At 68.4% G+C, this 18738-nt stretch carries 17 protein-coding genes and 1 pseudogene; 9 read left to right on the top strand and 9 right to left on the bottom strand.

Annotated elements, in window-relative coordinates; genetic code table 11:
- A partial coding sequence (gene rdgC, locus BW39_RS26830) for a recombination-associated protein RdgC (RefSeq protein WP_043825203.1) occupies positions 1 to 598 on the top strand: 598 nt, incomplete at its 5' end.
- 60 nt (positions 599 to 658) lie between these two features.
- Here the strand turns inward: rdgC (BW39_RS26830) and BW39_RS26825 are convergent.
- The 8 genes from BW39_RS26825 to BW39_RS26790 all read right to left on the bottom strand — a co-directional run bounded on the left by BW39_RS26825 (position 659) and on the right by BW39_RS26790 (position 9439).
- Positions 659 to 1846: an acetyl-CoA C-acyltransferase family protein gene (locus BW39_RS26825; RefSeq protein WP_013799943.1), complete on the bottom strand. Its 1188-nt coding sequence runs from the start codon at positions 1844 to 1846 to the stop codon at positions 659 to 661.
- Between the two features lie 99 nt (positions 1847 to 1945).
- Positions 1946 to 2734: an enoyl-CoA hydratase/isomerase family protein gene (locus tag BW39_RS26820; RefSeq protein WP_043825205.1), complete on the bottom strand. Its 789-nt coding sequence runs from the start codon at positions 2732 to 2734 to the stop codon at positions 1946 to 1948.
- Between the two features lie 9 nt (positions 2735 to 2743).
- Positions 2744 to 4573, bottom strand: a complete 1830-nt coding sequence (locus BW39_RS26815) for an AMP-dependent synthetase/ligase (RefSeq protein ID WP_043825207.1) — start codon at positions 4571 to 4573, stop codon at positions 2744 to 2746.
- Between the two features lie 13 nt (positions 4574 to 4586).
- Complete coding sequence (locus BW39_RS26810; protein WP_232245680.1) at positions 4587 to 5417, bottom strand: ABC transporter ATP-binding protein; 831 nt, start codon at positions 5415 to 5417, stop codon at positions 4587 to 4589.
- Between the two features lie 166 nt (positions 5418 to 5583).
- Entirely contained in the window at positions 5584 to 6765 is a 1182-nt protein-coding gene (locus tag BW39_RS26805; RefSeq protein ID WP_043825208.1) for an ABC transporter substrate-binding protein, read from the bottom strand.
- Between the two features lie 37 nt (positions 6766 to 6802).
- The gene (locus tag BW39_RS26800; RefSeq protein ID WP_043825211.1) at positions 6803 to 7840 is read right to left on the bottom strand and encodes a branched-chain amino acid ABC transporter permease; all 1038 of its coding nucleotides are present in this window, start codon (positions 7838 to 7840) and stop codon (positions 6803 to 6805) included.
- A gap of 22 nt (positions 7841 to 7862) precedes the next feature.
- Entirely contained in the window at positions 7863 to 8744 is an 882-nt protein-coding gene (locus BW39_RS26795) for a branched-chain amino acid ABC transporter permease (protein ID WP_016447280.1), read from the bottom strand.
- Positions 8741 to 9439 (bottom strand): ABC transporter ATP-binding protein, encoded by a 699-nt coding sequence (locus BW39_RS26790; protein ID WP_442854811.1) that lies wholly within the window; start codon positions 9437 to 9439, stop codon positions 8741 to 8743. Before BW39_RS26790 ends, BW39_RS26795 begins: the two co-directional genes overlap by 4 nt.
- Between BW39_RS26790 and BW39_RS26785 the strand changes: the two are divergent.
- The 8 genes and pseudogenes from BW39_RS26785 to BW39_RS26750 all read left to right on the top strand — a co-directional run.
- Positions 9354 to 9998: pseudogene (locus BW39_RS26785) on the top strand (ABC transporter ATP-binding protein); the annotation flags it as partial. The gene BW39_RS26790 and the pseudogene BW39_RS26785 overlap by 86 nt on opposite strands.
- Complete coding sequence (locus BW39_RS26780) at positions 9995 to 10876, top strand: branched-chain amino acid ABC transporter permease (RefSeq protein ID WP_016447280.1); 882 nt, start codon at positions 9995 to 9997, stop codon at positions 10874 to 10876. The pseudogene BW39_RS26785 and the gene BW39_RS26780, both read left to right, overlap by 4 nt.
- Before the next feature lie 22 nt (positions 10877 to 10898).
- Positions 10899 to 11936, top strand: a complete 1038-nt coding sequence (locus BW39_RS26775) for a branched-chain amino acid ABC transporter permease (protein ID WP_043825211.1) — start codon at positions 10899 to 10901, stop codon at positions 11934 to 11936.
- Between the two features lie 37 nt (positions 11937 to 11973).
- Positions 11974 to 13155 carry an ABC transporter substrate-binding protein gene (locus BW39_RS26770; protein WP_043825208.1) on the top strand — a complete coding sequence of 394 codons (1182 nt, stop codon included), beginning with the start codon at positions 11974 to 11976 and terminating at the stop codon, positions 13153 to 13155.
- 166 nt (positions 13156 to 13321) lie between these two features.
- Positions 13322 to 14152 carry an ABC transporter ATP-binding protein gene (locus BW39_RS26765; RefSeq protein ID WP_232245680.1) on the top strand — a complete coding sequence of 277 codons (831 nt, stop codon included), beginning with the start codon at positions 13322 to 13324 and terminating at the stop codon, positions 14150 to 14152.
- A 13-nt stretch (positions 14153 to 14165) separates the two neighbouring features.
- A complete protein-coding gene (locus BW39_RS26760; RefSeq protein WP_043825207.1) occupies positions 14166 to 15995 on the top strand; it encodes an AMP-dependent synthetase/ligase in 1830 nt (609 codons plus the stop codon).
- A 9-nt stretch (positions 15996 to 16004) separates the two neighbouring features.
- Entirely contained in the window at positions 16005 to 16793 is a 789-nt protein-coding gene (locus tag BW39_RS26755; protein WP_043825205.1) for an enoyl-CoA hydratase/isomerase family protein, read from the top strand.
- Positions 16794 to 16892: 99 nt separating this feature from the next.
- Positions 16893 to 18080, top strand: a complete 1188-nt coding sequence (locus tag BW39_RS26750) for an acetyl-CoA C-acyltransferase family protein (RefSeq protein ID WP_013799943.1) — start codon at positions 16893 to 16895, stop codon at positions 18078 to 18080.
- Between the two features lie 60 nt (positions 18081 to 18140).
- Here BW39_RS26750 and rdgC (BW39_RS26745) read toward each other — a convergent pair.
- Positions 18141 to 18738: recombination-associated protein RdgC (gene rdgC, locus BW39_RS26745; protein WP_043825203.1), on the bottom strand; the 598-nt coding region annotated here is incomplete at its 5' end.

Here is an 18738-nt window from a genome sequence, read left to right on the forward strand (position 1 = left end):
GGAGGGCCTCACAGGCTTTGCGCTGGCCCTGGTCGATACGCAGACCAGCGCCCAGGCCGCCATGGCGCACTGGCTGACCACGCAGGAAAGCCCGGCCGGCTTCTCGATTGACCGTGAATGCGAGCTCAAGGCCGCCGACGAATCCAAGGCCGTGGTGCGCTATGCGCGCCATCCGCTGGACATCGACGAGGTGCGCCAGCATATCGAGCACGGCAAGCTGCCCACGCGCCTGGCGCTGACCTGGGATGACCGCGTGAGTTTTGTGCTGACCGAGGGTCTGCAGATCCGCAAGATCGCGCTGCTCGATGCCGTGATGGAAGGCCAGTCGCAGGACGACGGCGGCTTCGATGCCGATGTGGCGATTGCCACGGGCGAGCTGTCCCGGCTCATCCCCGATCTGATCGAGGCACTGGGTGGGGAAGGGCGCACGGGCCTGGGCCAGGATCTGCCGGCATCGCTGCAGACACCCGCTGCCCAGACTCCTACAGCGACACAAGCGACACCAGCGGCACCGCGTGCAGCGGCATCGGGCCGTGGTGCGCTGACGGGCCCGGCCCTGGCGCCCGTGGATACGGCGCCTGAAGAAGCGCCTTTCTAGGCCGGCAGGCGGCTGCGGTGGCGATGTTTCATGTGAAACATCGCCACGCCCAGGCGGCGCTCAGACTCTCTCAAAGATGGCCGAGATCCCTTGGCCGCCACCAATGCACATGGTCACCAGCGCATAGCGGCCGCCCGTGCGCTGCAGCTCGGCGATGGCCTTGGTGGTGATGATGGCGCCCGTGGCACCCACAGGGTGGCCCAGCGAGATGCCCGAGCCGTTGGGGTTGACCTTGGCCGGGTCCATGCCCAGCTGCTGGATCACGGCGCAGGCCTGGGCCGCGAAGGCCTCGTTGGCCTCGATCACGTCCATGTCTGCAATCTTCAGGCCCGTGCGTTGCAGCACCTTCTGCGTGGCCGGCACGGGGCCTATGCCCATGTAGGCGGGGTCCACGCCGGCATGGGCGTAGCCCACTAGGCGCGCCAGCGGCTTCAGTCCCAGGGCCGCCACGCGATCGCCTGCGGCCAGGGCCACGGCGGCGGCGCCGTCGTTGATGCCCGAGGCATTGCCGGCCGTCACGCTGCCGCCTTCCTTGCGGAACGCGGGCTTCATGGTGGACAGCAATTCGATGGTGGTGCTGGCGCGCACATGCTCGTCGGTATCGAAGACCACGACGCCCTTGCGCGTGGCGATTTCCACGGGAACGATCTGCTCCTTGAAGTGGCCTGCCGCAATGGCAGCGGCCGCGCGCTGGTGGCTGGCTGCCGCCAGTTCGTCCTGCATTTCGCGGCTGATGTGATAGCGCTCGGCCACGTTTTCGGCCGTGATGCCCATGTGCATCTTCTGCCAGGGGTCGTGCAGGATGCCCAGCATGTAGTCGATGCTCTTGGCGTCGCCCATGCGCGCGCCCCAGCGGGCGGCCTGGTCGAAGTAGGGGCCGCGGCTCATGGACTCGCTGCCGCCGCCGATGGCCACGTCGCAGTCGCCCAGCGCAATGGCCTGGGCGGCAGAGACGATGGCCTGCAGGCCGGAGCCGCACAGCCGGTTGACGTTGAAGGCCGGCGTCTCGATGGGGCAGCCCGCATCGATGGCGGCCACGCGCGAGAGGTAGGCGTCCTTGGTATCGGTGGGGATCACATTGCCCATGACCACGTGGCCGACGGCGTCGGGCGCCAGGCCCGCGCGCTCGATGGCCGCCTTGACGGCCGTGGTGGCCAGCTGGGTGTTGGGTACGTCCTTGAGGCTGCCGCCGAAGGTGCCGATGGCGGTGCGCGCAGTGCCGACGACGAAGACGTCGCGTGGGGTCATGGTGAAGCTCCTCGAAGCGATGAACACGGGGGATGGAGTGCATTGTGCCGGGCAGGCGGCAGGCAGCGCAGCCGCCTCGGCGTCAGTTCCGGGCGCAGGTCAACGTCCCTCGAATTGCGGCGCCTGCTTGGCGTGGAACGCCGCAATGCCGCGCGGCAGGTCGGCCGTGCGCGCACAGGCATCGAAGGCGCAGGCCTCGGCGGCCAGCTGGTCGCGCAGGCTGCGGTCCAGGCCCGCGCGCATGAGGCGGCGCATATGGCCCAGCGCCACCGTGGGGCCGGCGGCCAGGCGCTGGGCCAGCTGCTGCACGGCGGCGTCGAGTTCGGCGGGCGGCAGGACGCGGTTGATCAGGCTCAGGCGCTGCGCTTGGGCGCAGTCCAGGGTCTCGCCCAGCATGGCGATCTCCAGCGCGTTGCGCAGGCCCACGATGCGCGGCAGCGCCCATGAGGCTCCCACGTCGCAGCTGGCGCCCAGGTTGATGTAGGCCAGGTTGAAGCGCGTGCCCTCGGCCGCGTAGACGAAGTCGGCCTGCAGCATCAGCGACAGGCCAGCGCCTGCCGCCGAGCCATGCACCTTGGCGATGACGGGCGCATCGAGCTGGCCCAGCAGCGCCACGGCCTCGTTGAGCGGCGCCAGCAGCTCGGCCGCGCCGCGCACGGGGTCGGCGGCCAGCGTGTCCAGGTCGCCGCCCGCCATGAAGGCGCGGCCCGCGCCGTTCAGCACCACGCAGCGCAGCGCGCGGTCCTGGGCCAGGGTGCGCACGGCGTCGCGCAGTGCCAGCGCCATGGGCACGTCGATGGCGTTGAGGGCGGCGGGGCGGTGGAAGGTCAGCGTGGTGATGGCGCCTTCGCGGTGCAGCAGCAGCGGGGTGTCTTGCGTGTCGGTCATGGGAGCGGATCAGTGGTACAGGGCGTCGATTTCGGCGGCGTAGGTCTTGTAGATGGACGAGCGGCGCACCTTCATCGTGGCCGTGACTTCGCCATCGTCGTGGTCCAGCTCCTTGGTCAGCAGATGGAAGCGCCGCACATGCGAGACCTGGGCCAGGCGCGCATTGCCCTGCGCGATCTCGGCATCGATCAGCGCGCGCACCTCGGCCATCTCGGCCAGGGAGCGGAAATGCGTGAAGGGGATGCGCCGCGCCTGGGCCCATTGGCCAACTGTCTCGTAGTCGATCTGCACCAGCGCGCCCACGAACTTGCGGCCCTCGGCCACGACGATGCACTCCTTGATGAAGGGGCTGGACTTCATGGTGTTCTCGATCTCCGAGGGCGTGAGGTTCTTGCCGCCGGCGGTGATCATGATGTCCTTGAGGCGGTCCACGATGCGCAGCTGGCCGACCTGCACGCGCACCACGTCGCCCGTGTGCAGCCAGCCGTCCTGCAGGCTTTGCGCCGTGGCCTCGGGGTTCTTGTAGTAGCCCGCGAAGACCATGTCGCCCTTGATCTGGAGTTCGCCGCTGACGTCGCCCTCATCGGGGCCGGCATGGGTGGCAATGCGCCATTGCACGCCTTCGGTGGCCACGCCCACGGTGCCCACGGCCACGTCGTCCAGGCGGTGGCCGGTAACCATTCCCGTGGATTCGGTCAGCCCGTAGACCTCGATCAGCGGCACGCCCAGCGTGCGGAAAAACCGCACCACGTCGGGCGGTATGGGCGCGGCGCCGGTGAGCGCCACGCGCGCCTCGCGCAGGCCGATGAAGTTCTGCAGCGCGCGCAGCACGCTCCAGTAGCTGGCGGCCCAGGCCAGGCGCTCGGTCAGGCTCCACTGCCTGCGGGGCTTTTCGGCCAGCGGCGCGCAGGCCGCCATGGCGCGCCGGTAGAGCGCGCGGCGCAGCGGCCCGGTCTCCTGCATCTTGATGCTGATGGCCGCGTGCAGCTTCTCCCAGATGCGCGGCACGCCCAGGAACATGTTGGGCGCGACTTCGCGCAGGTCTTCCTGCACCGTGCGGATGGACTCGCCGAAGTGCACCTGCGAGCCCAGGTAGACCGGCACGAAGCTGGTCAGCATCTGCTCGGCCACGTGGCACAGCGGCAGGTAGGACAGGTGGCGCGTGCCGCCGTCCAGCCCCAGCCGCTCGGCAATGCCGGGCACCACGCCGCGGATGTTGCGGTAGGTGATCATGGCGCCCTTGGGCTTGCCGGTGGAGCCCGAGGTGTAGATCATCAGCCCCACGTCATCCAGCGTTTGGCGTGCCAGCGCCTCTTCGATGGGGGCGCGGCTGGCGGCCTGGGCGCCCAGGCGCTCGACCTCGTCGAAGGTGGCGATCAGGGCACGGACCTCCGGCGCGAAGCTGCGCAGGCCCTTGGTCTCCATGACGATGATCTTCTTCAGGCGCGGCAGCTGGGGCAGGGCGGCCAGCAGCTTGTCGGTCTGCTCCTGGTCCTCGCAGACCATGATGTCCACATCGGCGTGGCCCGCCACATAGGCGACCTCGGGCGTGGGACTGGTGGGGTACACGCCCACGGTGATGGCGCCGATCAGGCCCGCGCCCATCTGGGCCAGCACCCACTCGATGCGGTTCTCGGAGATCACGCCCATGTGGCCGCCTGGCGGCAGGCCCAGCTGCGCCAGGCCCAGCCCGAAGTGGCTGGCACGCTCGTGGTAGCGCGCCCAGCTGGTGGGCTTCCAGATGCCGAAGTCCTTTTGCCGTATGGCCACGCGCTGGGCATCGCTGCGCGCGCGTTCGGCCAGCATCTGGGGCAGGGTGAGTTCGGGAAGGGCTTGCATGTGCGTTCCCAGGCTAGGACAACCAGCGCTTGCGGCGCTTGTAGTGCTTCAGGTCGCGAAAACTTTTTGCCTCGCCGCCACCACCCATGCCCAGGTAGAACTCGCGCACGTCGGCATCCTGGGCCAGGCGTTCGGCCGGGCCGTCGATGACGATCTTGCCGTTCTCCATGATGTAGCCGCTGTGCGCCACGGCCAGGGCCACGGTGGCGTTCTGCTCGACCAGCAGCATGGAGGTGCCGCGCTCGGCATTGATGCGCGCGATGATGGTGAAGATGTCCTCCACCAGCTTCGGCGCCAGGCCCAGCGAGGGCTCATCCAGCAGCATGAGCTGGGGCTCGGCGATCAGCGCGCGGCCAATGGCCAGCATCTGCTGCTCGCCGCCCGACAGGTAGCCGGCCAGGCCTTTGCGTCGCTCATGCAGGCGCGGGAAGTAGCTGTAGACCAGGTCGAAGTCGGGCTTGACTTGATTGCGGCCCGTGAGCGCGTAGGTGGCGGCCACGAGGTTTTCCTCCACCGTGAGGTCCTCGAACACGCGCCGGCCCTCCATCACATGCGACAGCCCCAGGCGCACCAGCTGCTGGGGCGCGTACTGCGCGGTGGACTGGCCGTTGTAGCGCACGCTGCCGCTGGCCAGCAGGCCGTCCTCCAGCGCCAGCAGCCCCGAGACGGCCTTGAGCGTGGTGCTCTTGCCCGCGCCGTTGCTGCCCAGCAGGGCCACGATCTGGCCGCGCGGCACGGCCAGCGACAGGCCCCGCAGGGCCTGCACGACCTTGTTGTAGATGACCTCGATGTTGTTGATTTCGAGGACGCTTGCAGTCTCTGCGTTGGTTGGGGTTGCCTTCAAAATTTCACTGCGCATGTGGAGCCCGCGACGTTGGTTATGGCGTGCATCAGGCGCGGGGCACCAAGCAAGGGCCGCCCCGCCGCGAGGGTGCCGTCCCCCTTCCCGCAACGCGAAGCGGTGCGAGAGAAGGGGGAAGCGGCGAAGCCGCTCAGGGGGATGCGTTTCGTCAAAGCGCTATCCAGTCAGAGGCAGGCAGCATCTTCTGCGCCTTCATGTCCGCCTTGTAGACGCGGCCCACGGGGATGGAATTGCCCTTGATGGTGATGGGCACGCCGATCAGTCCGCCCGTGTCGAAGTCCTTGATGGAATTGAGCGCGGCCTTGAGGTTGGGGCCGGTGAGGGGCTTGCCCGCGTCCAGGCAGCGCCTGGCCGATTCCACGAACAGCATGGCCGCCAGAAAGCCCTGGATATAGGCCGTGCTCTGGTACTCGGGGCGCAGCGCGCGGATCTTGTCCAGCATGGGCGCCTTGGCCGAGGTGTCGTAGTAGTAGCGGTAGGGCATGACGCCCATGAAGCCGTCGCCGGCCTCGCCCATCTTCATGACGGTGGAGCTGTCCATGGTCCAGAAGGTGCCCATCCATTGGCTGGTCATGCCCATCTGCTTGCCCTGCTGGATGAACTCGGGAATGGGCGCGAGGATGTAGCCGTGGAAGATGGTGTAGTCGGGCGCGGCGCGGCGCAGCTTGATGACTTCGGTGGACACGTCCACGCTGCCGGGCGGCGTCATCAGCTTGGCCACCACGTTCAGGCCCAGCTTCTTGGCGGCCGCCTCGCTGGCCTCGATGGGGTCGCGGCCGAATTCGGAGTCGGAGTAGACGAAGGCCACCTTGGCGCCCGGCTTTTCCTTGGCGATGTGCTTGAGCAGGATGCCGAACATCTCCGTGTAGTCGGGGCCCACGAGGAACTGGTTCGGGTACTTGGCGGGGTTGTTGAGCTCGGTGGCGAAGGAGGCGCCCGCCATGAGGATGGCGCCGTTGCGGTCCAGCTCCGGGTTGATGGTCTTGGAAAAGCCCGTGGAGTCGCCGTAGTAGAGGTTGACCTTGTTCTGGCTGGTGATCTTCTTGAACGCGGCCACCGAGACATCGACCTTGTAGCCCGTGTCCTCGGGCACGTAGCGGACCTTGCGGCCCTTGATGCCGCCTGCCTCGTTGACCATCTTCACGTAGTCGCCCATGCCGGCATTGATGCCCACGCCCGCGAAGGCGAACACGCCCGTCATGGGGATGGAGCCGCCGATCACGATGTCTTCGCCGCCAGCCTGGGCGCGGGCGGCCAGCGGTGCGGCCAGGCTGGCGCCGGCCGCCAGCAGCAGGCTGCGGCGGCGCGAGGAGGTCGGGTGTTGCTGCATTGCTTGTCTCCTTTTGCTTGTCGTGCGCGGCGCCGCCTCAATTGCGGAAGGGCCACAGGTGGAAGAAGCGGCGCAGGCGCCGCCACATTTCTGCGAGCCCCTGCGGCTCGAAGACCAGAAAGACGATGATCAGCAGCCCGAACACCATGGTGCGCACGGGCGACAGGAAGACGGCCAACTCGGAGCCGCCGGGCAGCAGGTCCACGATGAGCTTGAGCAGCTCCGGGACCATGGTCATGAAGACCGCGCCCAGGATGCCGCCCAGGATGGAGCCCATGCCGCCGACGATGATGGCCGCCAGAAAGAAGATGGACATCAAGAGGGGAAAGCTCTCGGGCGTGACCACGCGAAAGAAGTACGCCCACAGCCCGCCCGCCACGCCTGCGTAGAACGAGGACAGCCCGAACGACAGCAGCTTGTAGCGCAGCAGCGGTATGCCCAGCACCTCGGCCGAGATGTCGCGGTCGCGGATGGCGATGAAGGCGCGGCCGATGCGTGTGCGAAACAGGTTGGCCGCGCCCAGCAGCATCAGCAGCGTGACGGGCACGATCACCCAGTACAGCCGGAACGAGGTGTCCAGCGCCACGCCGAACACCGTGGCCGGCTGCAGCGTCAGGCCCGCCGTGCCGCCCGTGAGCCTGAGGTTGGCGAACAGGAAATGGGCGATGAACGAGGCCGCGATGGTGGCAATCGCCAGGTACAGGCCCTTGACGCGCAGCGAGGGCAGGCCCACCACGATGCCGCCCAGCATGGCAACGAAGCCGCCAGCCAGCAGGTTGAACAGCACGGGCGTGCCCCAGCGTGCCTGCACGATGGCCACCGTGTAGGCGCCCAGTCCCATGAAGGCGGCCTGGCCCAGGCTGACCAGGCCCGTGTAGCCGGTGAGGATGTTCAGCCCGGTGGCGCCGGCCACGTTGATGCTGACCAGGCAGGCCAGGTACAGCCAGTAGTCGCTGGCCATGAAGGGGAACAGCAGCAGCAGCGCGCCGGCCATGGCCAGCCAGATGCGTTGCGTGCGGGAGTCGAACAGCGCCGCATCGGCGATGTAGCTTTCCTTGAGGGTGCCTATGCGCATGCTGCCGTCTTTCTGAAGCTGTCTAGAGCCGCTCGATCTCGTGCGTTCCGAACAGGCCGTAGGGCCTGAGCATCAGCACCACGACCAGCACGATGAAGGTGGCCAGCAGCTTGTACTCGCCGCCCAGGTAGGCGCCGGCCAGCGCCTCCACCAGGCCGATGAACAGGCCGCCGACCAGGGCGCCCAGCACGCTGTCCAGCCCGCCCACGATGACGACCACCAGCACCGACAGGCCGAACACGCCCATGCTCGACGAGATGCCGCCGATGGAGCCGACGATGATTCCCGAGACCGCCGCGATCATGGCCGACACCACCCAGGCCAGCGAGAACACGCGCGGCACGTTGATGCCCACCGAATAGGCCGCTGCCTGGTCACTGGCCGTGGCGCGCAGGGCCACGCCGCCACGCCAGTAGCGGAACACCAGCAGCACGGCCGCGATGAAGACCACGGCCACGGCTGCGCCCCAGGCCACCTTGGGCGCGAGAAAGGCCTCGCCGATCATCACGGGCTGCGTGGGCATGAACTCGGGCAGGCGGCGCTGGTCGGCCGTCCAGATCAGCTCCACCAGGCCCACCAGCACCGAGGCCAGGCCCACGGTGACCATGAACACCGAGATCGGCGGCTCGCCCAGCAGCGGCCGGATCATCGTGCGCTCGATCAGCGCGCCCAGCAGCCCCGTGCCCAGCACGGCGGCGGGAATGGCCAGCCACAGCGGCAGCGCGAACATGGCCGCAAAGGTGAAGAACAGGTAGGCGCCCACCATCAGCAGCTCGCCGATGGCGATGTTGACCACGCGCGTGGCCTTGTAGACCACCACGAAGGCCAGCGCGGCCAGCGCATACAGGCCGCCGCCGGCCAGGCCCGTGAGGGCGATCTCGAACAGGTAGGCCCAGTCCATCATGCGGCCCTCTGTGCCAGGGCAGGCTGCGGCGTGGCGGGCTCTGGCCGGGCGGACGCGCCGCGCAGCCGGCGCCGCAGCTCGCCCACATCACCGGCGCCCAGGTAGGCCCGGTTCACCTCGGGATCGGCCTGCACCACGGCAGGCGTGCCCTGGGCGATGACCTGGCCGAAGTTGAGCACCACCACATGGTCGGACAGGTCCATGACCATGCCCATGTCGTGCTCCACCATGAGCACGGTCACGCCCCATTCGGCGCGCACGTCGAGGATGAAGCGCGCCATGTCCTCGGTCTCCTCGCGGTTCATGCCGGCCACGGGCTCGTCCAGCATCAGGATGCGCGGCTGCATGGCCAGGGCGCGCGCCATCTCCACGCGCTTTTGCAGCCCGTAGGACAGGGCGGCCACGGGCGCATGGCGGATGTGGTCTATCTCCAGGAAATCGATGATGCGCTCCTCGATGTCGCGGCGCAGCTCGGCCTCTTCGCGGCGCGCGCGGCCCAGGTAGAGGAGGGCGTCGAGCACGTTGGTGCGCAGGTGGGCGTGGCGGCCCAGCTTGATGTTGTCCAGCACCGTCATGCCCCGGAACAGCGCAATGTTCTGGAAGCTGCGCCCCAGGCCCAGCCGCGCGCGGCTGGGCCTGGGGCGCAGCTTCCAGAACATTGCGCTGTTCCGGGGCATGACGGTGCTGGACAACATCAAGCTGGGCCGCCACGCCCACCTGCGCACCAACGTGCTCGACGCCCTCCTCTACCTGGGCCGCGCGCGCCGCGAAGAGGCCGAGCTGCGCCGCGACATCGAGGAGCGCATCATCGATTTCCTGGAGATAGACCACATCCGCCATGCGCCCGTGGCCGCCCTGTCCTACGGGCTGCAAAAGCGCGTGGAGATGGCGCGCGCCCTGGCCATGCAGCCGCGCATCCTGATGCTGGACGAGCCCGTGGCCGGCATGAACCGCGAGGAGACCGAGGACATGGCGCGCTTCATCCTCGACGTGCGCGCCGAATGGGGCGTGACCGTGCTCATGGTGGAGCACGACATGGGCATGGTCATGGACCTGTCCGACCATGTGGTGGTGCTCAACTTCGGCCAGGTCATCGCCCAGGGCACGCCTGCCGTGGTGCAGGCCGATCCCGAGGTGAACCGGGCCTACCTGGGCGCCGGTGATGTGGGCGAGCTGCGGCGCCGGCTGCGCGGCGCGTCCGCCCGGCCAGAGCCCGCCACGCCGCAGCCTGCCCTGGCACAGAGGGCCGCATGATGGACTGGGCCTACCTGTTCGAGATCGCCCTCACGGGCCTGGCCGGCGGCGGCCTGTATGCGCTGGCCGCGCTGGCCTTCGTGGTGGTCTACAAGGCCACGCGCGTGGTCAACATCGCCATCGGCGAGCTGCTGATGGTGGGCGCCTACCTGTTCTTCACCTTTGCGGCCATGTTCGCGCTGCCGCTGTGGCTGGCCATTCCCGCCGCCGTGCTGGGCACGGGGCTGCTGGGCGCGCTGATCGAGCGCACGATGATCCGGCCGCTGCTGGGCGAGCCGCCGATCTCGGTGTTCATGGTCACCGTGGGCCTGGCCTCGGTGCTGGTGGGCCTGGTGGAGCTGATCTGGACGGCCGACCAGCGCCGCCTGCCCGAGTTCATGCCCACGCAGCCCGTGATGATCGGCGAGGCCTTTCTCGCGCCCAAGGTGGCCTGGGGCGCAGCCGTGGCCGTGGTCTTCATCGCGGCCGTGCTGCTGGTGTTCCGCTACTGGCGTGGCGGCGTGGCCCTGCGCGCCACGGCCAGTGACCAGGCAGCGGCCTATTCGGTGGGCATCAACGTGCCGCGCGTGTTCTCGCTGGCCTGGGTGGTGTCGGCCATGATCGCGGCGGTCTCGGGAATCATCGTCGGCTCCATCGGCGGCATCTCGTCGAGCATGGGCGTGTTCGGCCTGTCGGTGCTGGTGGTCGTCATCGTGGGCGGGCTGGACAGCGTGCTGGGCGCCCTGGTCGGCGGCCTGTTCATCGGCCTGGTGGAGGCGCTGGCCGGCGCCTACCTGGGCGGCGAGTACAAGCTGCTGGCCACCTTCATCGTGCTGGTCGTGGTGCTGATGCTCAGGCCCTACGGCCTGTTCGGAACGCACGAGATCGAGCGGCTCTAGACAGCTTCAGAAAGACGGCAGCATGCGCATAGGCACCCTCAAGGAAAGCTACATCGCCGATGCGGCGCTGTTCGACTCCCGCACGCAACGCATCTGGCTGGCCATGGCCGGCGCGCTGCTGCTGCTGTTCCCCTTCATGGCCAGCGACTACTGGCTGTACCTGGCCTGCCTGGTCAGCATCAACGTGGCCGGCGCCACCGGGCTGAACATCCTCACCGGCTACACGGGCCTGGTCAGCCTGGGCCAGGCCGCCTTCATGGGACTGGGCGCCTACACGGTGGCCATCGTGCAGGCACGCTGGGGCACGCCCGTGCTGTTCAACCTGCTGGCTGGCGGCTTCGTTGCCATGCTGGGCGGCATCGTGGTGGGCCTGCCCTCGCTGCGCGTCAAGGGCCTGTACCTGGCGATTGCCACCATCGCGGCCTCGTTCATCGCCCATTTCCTGTTCGCCAACCTCAGGCTCACGGGCGGCACGGCGGGCCTGACGCTGCAGCCGGCCACGGTGTTCGGCGTGGCGCTGGACACCTCGTTCCGGCTGTACTGGGTGATCGTGCCCGTCACGCTGCTGATGCTGCTGGGCGCGGCCAACCTGTTTCGCACACGCATCGGCCGCGCCTTCATCGCCATCCGCGACCGCGACATCTCGGCCGAGGTGCTGGGCATACCGCTGCTGCGCTACAAGCTGCTGTCGTTCGGGCTGTCCTCGTTCTACGCAGGCGTGGCGGGCGGGCTGTGGGCGTACTTCTTTCGCGTGGTCACGCCCGAGAGCTTTCCCCTCTTGATGTCCATCTTCTTTCTGGCGGCCATCATCGTCGGCGGCATGGGCTCCATCCTGGGCGGCATCCTGGGCGCGGTCTTCATGACCATGGTCCCGGAGCTGCTCAAGCTCATCGTGGACCTGCTGCCCGGCGGCTCCGAGTTGGCCGTCTTCCTGTCGCCCGTGCGCACCATGGTGTTCGGGCTGCTGATCATCGTCTTTCTGGTCTTCGAGCCGCAGGGGCTCGCAGAAATGTGGCGGCGCCTGCGCCGCTTCTTCCACCTGTGGCCCTTCCGCAATTGAGGCGGCGCCGCGCACGACAAGCAAAAGGAGACAAGCAATGCAGCAACACCCGACCTCCTCGCGCCGCCGCAGCCTGCTGCTGGCGGCCGGCGCCAGCCTGGCCGCACCGCTGGCCGCCCGCGCCCAGGCTGGCGGCGAAGACATCGTGATCGGCGGCTCCATCCCCATGACGGGCGTGTTCGCCTTCGCGGGCGTGGGCATCAATGCCGGCATGGGCGACTACGTGAAGATGGTCAACGAGGCAGGCGGCATCAAGGGCCGCAAGGTCCGCTACGTGCCCGAGGACACGGGCTACAAGGTCGATGTCTCGGTGGCCGCGTTCAAGAAGATCACCAGCCAGAACAAGGTCAACCTCTACTACGGCGACTCCACGGGCTTTTCCAAGACCATCAACCCGGAGCTGGACCGCAACGGCGCCATCCTCATGGCGGGCGCCTCCTTCGCCACCGAGCTCAACAACCCGGCCAAGTACCCGAACCAGTTCCTCGTGGGCCCCGACTACACGGAGATGTTCGGCATCCTGCTCAAGCACATCGCCAAGGAAAAGCCGGGCGCCAAGGTGGCCTTCGTCTACTCCGACTCCGAATTCGGCCGCGACCCCATCGAGGCCAGCGAGGCGGCCGCCAAGAAGCTGGGCCTGAACGTGGTGGCCAAGCTGATGACGCCGCCCGGCAGCGTGGACGTGTCCACCGAAGTCATCAAGCTGCGCCGCGCCGCGCCCGACTACACCATCTTCCACGGCTACATCCTCGCGCCCATTCCCGAGTTCATCCAGCAGGGCAAGCAGATGGGCATGACCAGCCAATGGATGGGCACCTTCTGGACCATGGACAGCTCCACCGTCATGAAGATGGGCGAGGCCGGCGACGGCTTCATGGGCGTCATGCCCTACCGCTACTACTACGACACCTCGGCCAAGGCGCCCATGCTGGACAAGATCCGCGCGCTGCGCCCCGAGTACCAGAGCACGGCCTATATCCAGGGCTTTCTGGCGGCCATGCTGTTCGTGGAATCGGCCAGGCGCTGCCTGGACGCGGGCAAGCCCCTCACCGGCCCCAACCTCAAGGCCGCGCTCAATTCCATCAAGGACTTCGACACGGGCGGACTGATCGGCGTGCCCATCACCATCAAGGGCAATTCCATCCCCGTGGGCCGCGTCTACAAGGCGGACATGAAGGCGCAGAAGATGCTGCCTGCCTCTGACTGGATAGCGCTTTGACGAAACGCATCCCCCTGAGCGGCTTCGCCGCTTCCCCCTTCTCTCGCACCGCTTCGCGTTGCGGGAAGGGGGACGGCACCCTCGCGGCGGGGCGGCCCTTGCTTGGTGCCCCGCGCCTGATGCACGCCATAACCAACGTCGCGGGCTCCACATGCGCAGTGAAATTTTGAAGGCAACCCCAACCAACGCAGAGACTGCAAGCGTCCTCGAAATCAACAACATCGAGGTCATCTACAACAAGGTCGTGCAGGCCCTGCGGGGCCTGTCGCTGGCCGTGCCGCGCGGCCAGATCGTGGCCCTGCTGGGCAGCAACGGCGCGGGCAAGAGCACCACGCTCAAGGCCGTCTCGGGGCTGCTGGCGCTGGAGGACGGCCTGCTGGCCAGCGGCAGCGTGCGCTACAACGGCCAGTCCACCGCGCAGTACGCGCCCCAGCAGCTGGTGCGCCTGGGGCTGTCGCATGTGATGGAGGGCCGGCGCGTGTTCGAGGACCTCACGGTGGAGGAAAACCTCGTGGCCGCCACCTACGCGCTCACGGGCCGCAATCAAGTCAAGCCCGACTTCGACCTGGTCTACAGCTACTTCCCGCGCCTGCATGAGCGACGCAAAGGCCTGGCCGGCTACCTGTCGGGCGGCGAGCAGCAGATGCTGGCCATTGGCCGCGCGCTGATCGCCGAGCCCCAGCTCATGCTGCTGGATGAGCCCTCGCTGGGCCTGGCGCCGAAGCTGGTGGAGGACATCTTCACCATCATCGCGCGCATCAATGCCGAGCGCGGCACCTCCATGCTGCTGGTCGAGCAGAACGCCACCGTGGCCCTGGCCGTGGCGCACAGCGGCTACATCATGGAGAACGGCAAGATCGTCATCGACGGCCCGGCCGAACGCCTGGCCCAGGATGCCGACGTGCGCGAGTTCTACCTGGGCATGGGTGGTGGCGGCGAGGCAAAAAGTTTTCGCGACCTGAAGCACTACAAGCGCCGCAAGCGCTGGTTGTCCTAGCCTGGGAACGCACATGCAAGCCCTTCCCGAACTCACCCTGCCCCAGATGCTGGCCGAACGCGCGCGCAGCGATGCCCAGCGCGTGGCCATACGGCAAAAGGACTTCGGCATCTGGAAGCCCACCAGCTGGGCGCGCTACCACGAGCGTGCCAGCCACTTCGGGCTGGGCCTGGCGCAGCTGGGCCTGCCGCCAGGCGGCCACATGGGCGTGATCTCCGAGAACCGCATCGAGTGGGTGCTGGCCCAGATGGGCGCGGGCCTGATCGGCGCCATCACCGTGGGCGTGTACCCCACCAGTCCCACGCCCGAGGTCGCCTATGTGGCGGGCCACGCCGATGTGGACATCATGGTCTGCGAGGACCAGGAGCAGACCGACAAGCTGCTGGCCGCCCTGCCCCAGCTGCCGCGCCTGAAGAAGATCATCGTCATGGAGACCAAGGGCCTGCGCAGCTTCGCGCCGGAGGTCCGTGCCCTGATCGCCACCTTCGACGAGGTCGAGCGCCTGGGCGCCCAGGCCGCCAGCCGCGCCCCCATCGAAGAGGCGCTGGCACGCCAAACGCTGGATGACGTGGGGCTGATGATCTACACCTCGGGCTCCACCGGCAAGCCCAAGGGCGCCATGATCACCTACCGCAACATCCGCGGCGTGGTGCCCGGCATTGCCGAGCGGCTGGGGCTGGACGGCGGCACGCGCCACCTGTCCTACCTGCCGCTGTGCCACGTGGCCGAGCAGATGCTGACCAGCTTCGTGCCGGTCTACCTGGGCTCGCAGGTGCACTTCGGCGAGTCCATCCGCACGGTGCAGGAAGACCTGCGCGAAGTCGCGCCCAACATGTTCCTGGGCGTGCCGCGCATCTGGGAGAAGCTGCACGCGGCCATCAGCATCAAGATGCAGGAGACCGGGCCGCTGCGCCGCGCGCTCTACCGGCGCGCCATGGCGGCCTGCGCGCCGCTGGCCGAAAAGCCCCGCAGGCAGTGGAGCCTGACCGAGCGCCTGGCCTGGGCCGCCAGCTACTGGAGCGTGCTGCGCGCGCTGCAGAACTTCATCGGCCTGCGCGAGGCGCGCGTGGCGCTCACCGGCGCCGCGCCCATACCGCCCGACGTGGTGCGGTTTTTCCGCACGCTGGGCGTGCCGCTGATCGAGGTCTACGGGCTGACCGAATCCACGGGAATGGTTACCGGCCACCGCCTGGACGACGTGGCCGTGGGCACCGTGGGCGTGGCCACCGAAGGCGTGCAATGGCGCATTGCCACCCATGCCGGCCCCGATGAGGGCGACGTCAGCGGCGAACTCCAGATCAAGGGCGACATGGTCTTCGCGGGCTACTACAAGAACCCCGAGGCCACGGCGCAAAGCCTGCAGGACGGCTGGCTGCACACGGGCGACGTGGTGCGCGTGCAGGTCGGCCAGCTGCGCATCGTGGACCGCCTCAAGGACATCATGATCACCGCCGGCGGCAAGAACCTCACGCCCTCGGAGATCGAGAACACCATGAAGTCCAGCCCCTTCATCAAGGAGTGCATCGTCGTGGCCGAGGGCCGCAAGTTCGTGGGCGCGCTGGTGCAGATCGACTACGAGACAGTTGGCCAATGGGCCCAGGCGCGGCGCATCCCCTTCACGCATTTCCGCTCCCTGGCCGAGATGGCCGAGGTGCGCGCGCTGATCGATGCCGAGATCGCGCAGGGCAATGCGCGCCTGGCCCAGGTCTCGCATGTGCGGCGCTTCCATCTGCTGACCAAGGAGCTGGACCACGACGATGGCGAAGTCACGGCCACGATGAAGGTGCGCCGCTCGTCCATCTACAAGACCTACGCCGCCGAAATCGACGCCCTGTACCACTGATCCGCTCCCATGACCGACACGCAAGACACCCCGCTGCTGCTGCACCGCGAAGGCGCCATCACCACGCTGACCTTCCACCGCCCCGCCGCCCTCAACGCCATCGACGTGCCCATGGCGCTGGCACTGCGCGACGCCGTGCGCACCCTGGCCCAGGACCGCGCGCTGCGCTGCGTGGTGCTGAACGGCGCGGGCCGCGCCTTCATGGCGGGCGGCGACCTGGACACGCTGGCCGCCGACCCCGTGCGCGGCGCGGCCGAGCTGCTGGCGCCGCTCAACGAGGCCGTGGCGCTGCTGGGCCAGCTCGATGCGCCCGTCATCGCCAAGGTGCATGGCTCGGCGGCAGGCGCTGGCCTGTCGCTGATGCTGCAGGCCGACTTCGTCTACGCGGCCGAGGGCACGCGCTTCAACCTGGCCTACATCAACCTGGGCGCCAGCTGCGACGTGGGAGCCTCATGGGCGCTGCCGCGCATCGTGGGCCTGCGCAACGCGCTGGAGATCGCCATGCTGGGCGAGACCCTGGACTGCGCCCAAGCGCAGCGCCTGAGCCTGATCAACCGCGTCCTGCCGCCCGCCGAACTCGACGCCGCCGTGCAGCAGCTGGCCCAGCGCCTGGCCGCCGGCCCCACGGTGGCGCTGGGCCATATGCGCCGCCTCATGCGCGCGGGCCTGGACCGCAGCCTGCGCGACCAGCTGGCCGCCGAGGCCTGCGCCTTCGATGCCTGTGCGCGCACGGCCGACCTGCCGCGCGGCATTGCGGCGTTCCACGCCAAGCAGGCGCCGCAATTCGAGGGACGTTGACCTGCGCCCGGAACTGACGCCGAGGCGGCTGCGCTGCCTGCCGCCTGCCCGGCACAATGCACTCCATCCCCCGTGTTCATCGCTTCGAGGAGCTTCACCATGACCCCACGCGACGTCTTCGTCGTCGGCACTGCGCGCACCGCCATCGGCACCTTCGGCGGCAGCCTCAAGGACGTACCCAACACCCAGCTGGCCACCACGGCCGTCAAGGCGGCCATCGAGCGCGCGGGCCTGGCGCCCGACGCCGTCGGCCACGTGGTCATGGGCAATGTGATCCCCACCGATACCAAGGACGCCTACCTCTCGCGCGTGGCCGCCATCGATGCGGGCTGCCCCATCGAGACGCCGGCCTTCAACGTCAACCGGCTGTGCGGCTCCGGCCTGCAGGCCATCGTCTCTGCCGCCCAGGCCATTGCGCTGGGCGACTGCGACGTGGCCATCGGCGGCGGCAGCGAGTCCATGAGCCGCGGCCCCTACTTCGACCAGGCCGCCCGCTGGGGCGCGCGCATGGGCGACGCCAAGAGCATCGACTACATGCTGGGCATCCTGCACGACCCCTGGCAGAAGATGCACATGGGCATCACGGCCGAAAACGTGGCCGAGCGCTATCACATCAGCCGCGAAATGCAGGACGAACTGGCGGCAGCCAGCCACCAGCGCGCGGCCGCTGCCATTGCGGCAGGCCACTTCAAGGAGCAGATCGTTCCCGTGGAAATCGCCACGCGCAAGGGCGTCGTGGTCTTCGATACCGACGAGCATGTGCGCGCCAGCACCACCATCGAATTGCTGTCCACCATGAAGCCCGCGTTCCGCAAGGAAGGCGGCAGCGTGACGGCCGGCAATGCCTCGGGCATCAACGACGGCGCCGCCGCCGTGGCCCTGGCCGCAGGCGATCGCGTGGCGGCCCTGGGACTGAAGCCGCTGGCGCGCCTAGTGGGCTACGCCCATGCCGGCGTGGACCCCGCCTACATGGGCATAGGCCCCGTGCCGGCCACGCAGAAGGTGCTGCAACGCACGGGCCTGAAGATTGCAGACATGGACGTGATCGAGGCCAACGAGGCCTTCGCGGCCCAGGCCTGCGCCGTGATCCAGCAGCTGGGCATGGACCCGGCCAAGGTCAACCCCAACGGCTCGGGCATCTCGCTGGGCCACCCTGTGGGTGCCACGGGCGCCATCATCACCACCAAGGCCATCGCCGAGCTGCAGCGCACGGGCGGCCGCTATGCGCTGGTGACCATGTGCATTGGTGGCGGCCAAGGGATCTCGGCCATCTTTGAGAGAGTCTGAGCGCCGCCTGGGCGTGGCGATGTTTCACATGAAACATCGCCACCGCAGCCGCCTGCCGGCCTAGAAAGGCGCTTCTTCAGGCGCCGTATCCACGGGCGCCAGGGCCGGGCCCGTCAGCGCACCACGGCCCGATGCCGCTGCACGCGGTGCCGCTGGTGTCGCTTGTGTCGCTGTAGGAGTCTGGGCAGCGGGTGTCTGCAGCGATGCCGGCAGATCCTGGCCCAGGCCCGTGCGCCCTTCCCCACCCAGTGCCTCGATCAGATCGGGGATGAGCCGGGACAGCTCGCCCGTGGCAATCGCCACATCGGCATCGAAGCCGCCGTCGTCCTGCGACTGGCCTTCCATCACGGCATCGAGCAGCGCGATCTTGCGGATCTGCAGACCCTCGGTCAGCACAAAACTCACGCGGTCATCCCAGGTCAGCGCCAGGCGCGTGGGCAGCTTGCCGTGCTCGATATGCTGGCGCACCTCGTCGATGTCCAGCGGATGGCGCGCATAGCGCACCACGGCCTTGGATTCGTCGGCGGCCTTGAGCTCGCATTCACGGTCAATCGAGAAGCCGGCCGGGCTTTCCTGCGTGGTCAGCCAGTGCGCCATGGCGGCCTGGGCGCTGGTCTGCGTATCGACCAGGGCCAGCGCAAAGCCTGTGAGGCCCTCC

Source organism: Delftia sp. RIT313, assembly GCF_000632165.1.
In the GTDB taxonomy this organism is placed as follows: domain Bacteria; phylum Pseudomonadota; class Gammaproteobacteria; order Burkholderiales; family Burkholderiaceae_C; genus Comamonas; species Comamonas acidovorans.

Excerpts from the sequence above, each read along its gene's own strand:
- BW39_RS26825 (WP_013799943.1), bottom strand. The coding sequence starts at position 1,846 with ATGACCCCACGCGACGTCTTCGTCGTCGGCACTGCGCGCACCGCCATC.
- BW39_RS26820 (WP_043825205.1), bottom strand. The coding sequence starts at position 2,734 with ATGACCGACACGCAAGACACCCCGCTGCTGCTGCACCGCGAAGGCGCC.
- BW39_RS26815 (WP_043825207.1), bottom strand. The coding sequence starts at position 4,573 with ATGCAAGCCCTTCCCGAACTCACCCTGCCCCAGATGCTGGCCGAACGC.
- BW39_RS26805 (WP_043825208.1), bottom strand. The coding sequence starts at position 6,765 with ATGCAGCAACACCCGACCTCCTCGCGCCGCCGCAGCCTGCTGCTGGCG.
- BW39_RS26800 (WP_043825211.1), bottom strand. The coding sequence starts at position 7,840 with ATGCGCATAGGCACCCTCAAGGAAAGCTACATCGCCGATGCGGCGCTG.
- BW39_RS26795 (WP_016447280.1), bottom strand. The coding sequence starts at position 8,744 with ATGATGGACTGGGCCTACCTGTTCGAGATCGCCCTCACGGGCCTGGCC.
- BW39_RS26790 (WP_442854811.1), bottom strand. The coding sequence starts at position 9,439 with ATGTTGTCCAGCACCGTCATGCCCCGGAACAGCGCAATGTTCTGGAAG.
- BW39_RS26780 (WP_016447280.1), top strand. The coding sequence starts at position 9,995 with ATGATGGACTGGGCCTACCTGTTCGAGATCGCCCTCACGGGCCTGGCC.
- BW39_RS26775 (WP_043825211.1), top strand. The coding sequence starts at position 10,899 with ATGCGCATAGGCACCCTCAAGGAAAGCTACATCGCCGATGCGGCGCTG.
- BW39_RS26770 (WP_043825208.1), top strand. The coding sequence starts at position 11,974 with ATGCAGCAACACCCGACCTCCTCGCGCCGCCGCAGCCTGCTGCTGGCG.
- BW39_RS26760 (WP_043825207.1), top strand. The coding sequence starts at position 14,166 with ATGCAAGCCCTTCCCGAACTCACCCTGCCCCAGATGCTGGCCGAACGC.
- BW39_RS26755 (WP_043825205.1), top strand. The coding sequence starts at position 16,005 with ATGACCGACACGCAAGACACCCCGCTGCTGCTGCACCGCGAAGGCGCC.
- BW39_RS26750 (WP_013799943.1), top strand. The coding sequence starts at position 16,893 with ATGACCCCACGCGACGTCTTCGTCGTCGGCACTGCGCGCACCGCCATC.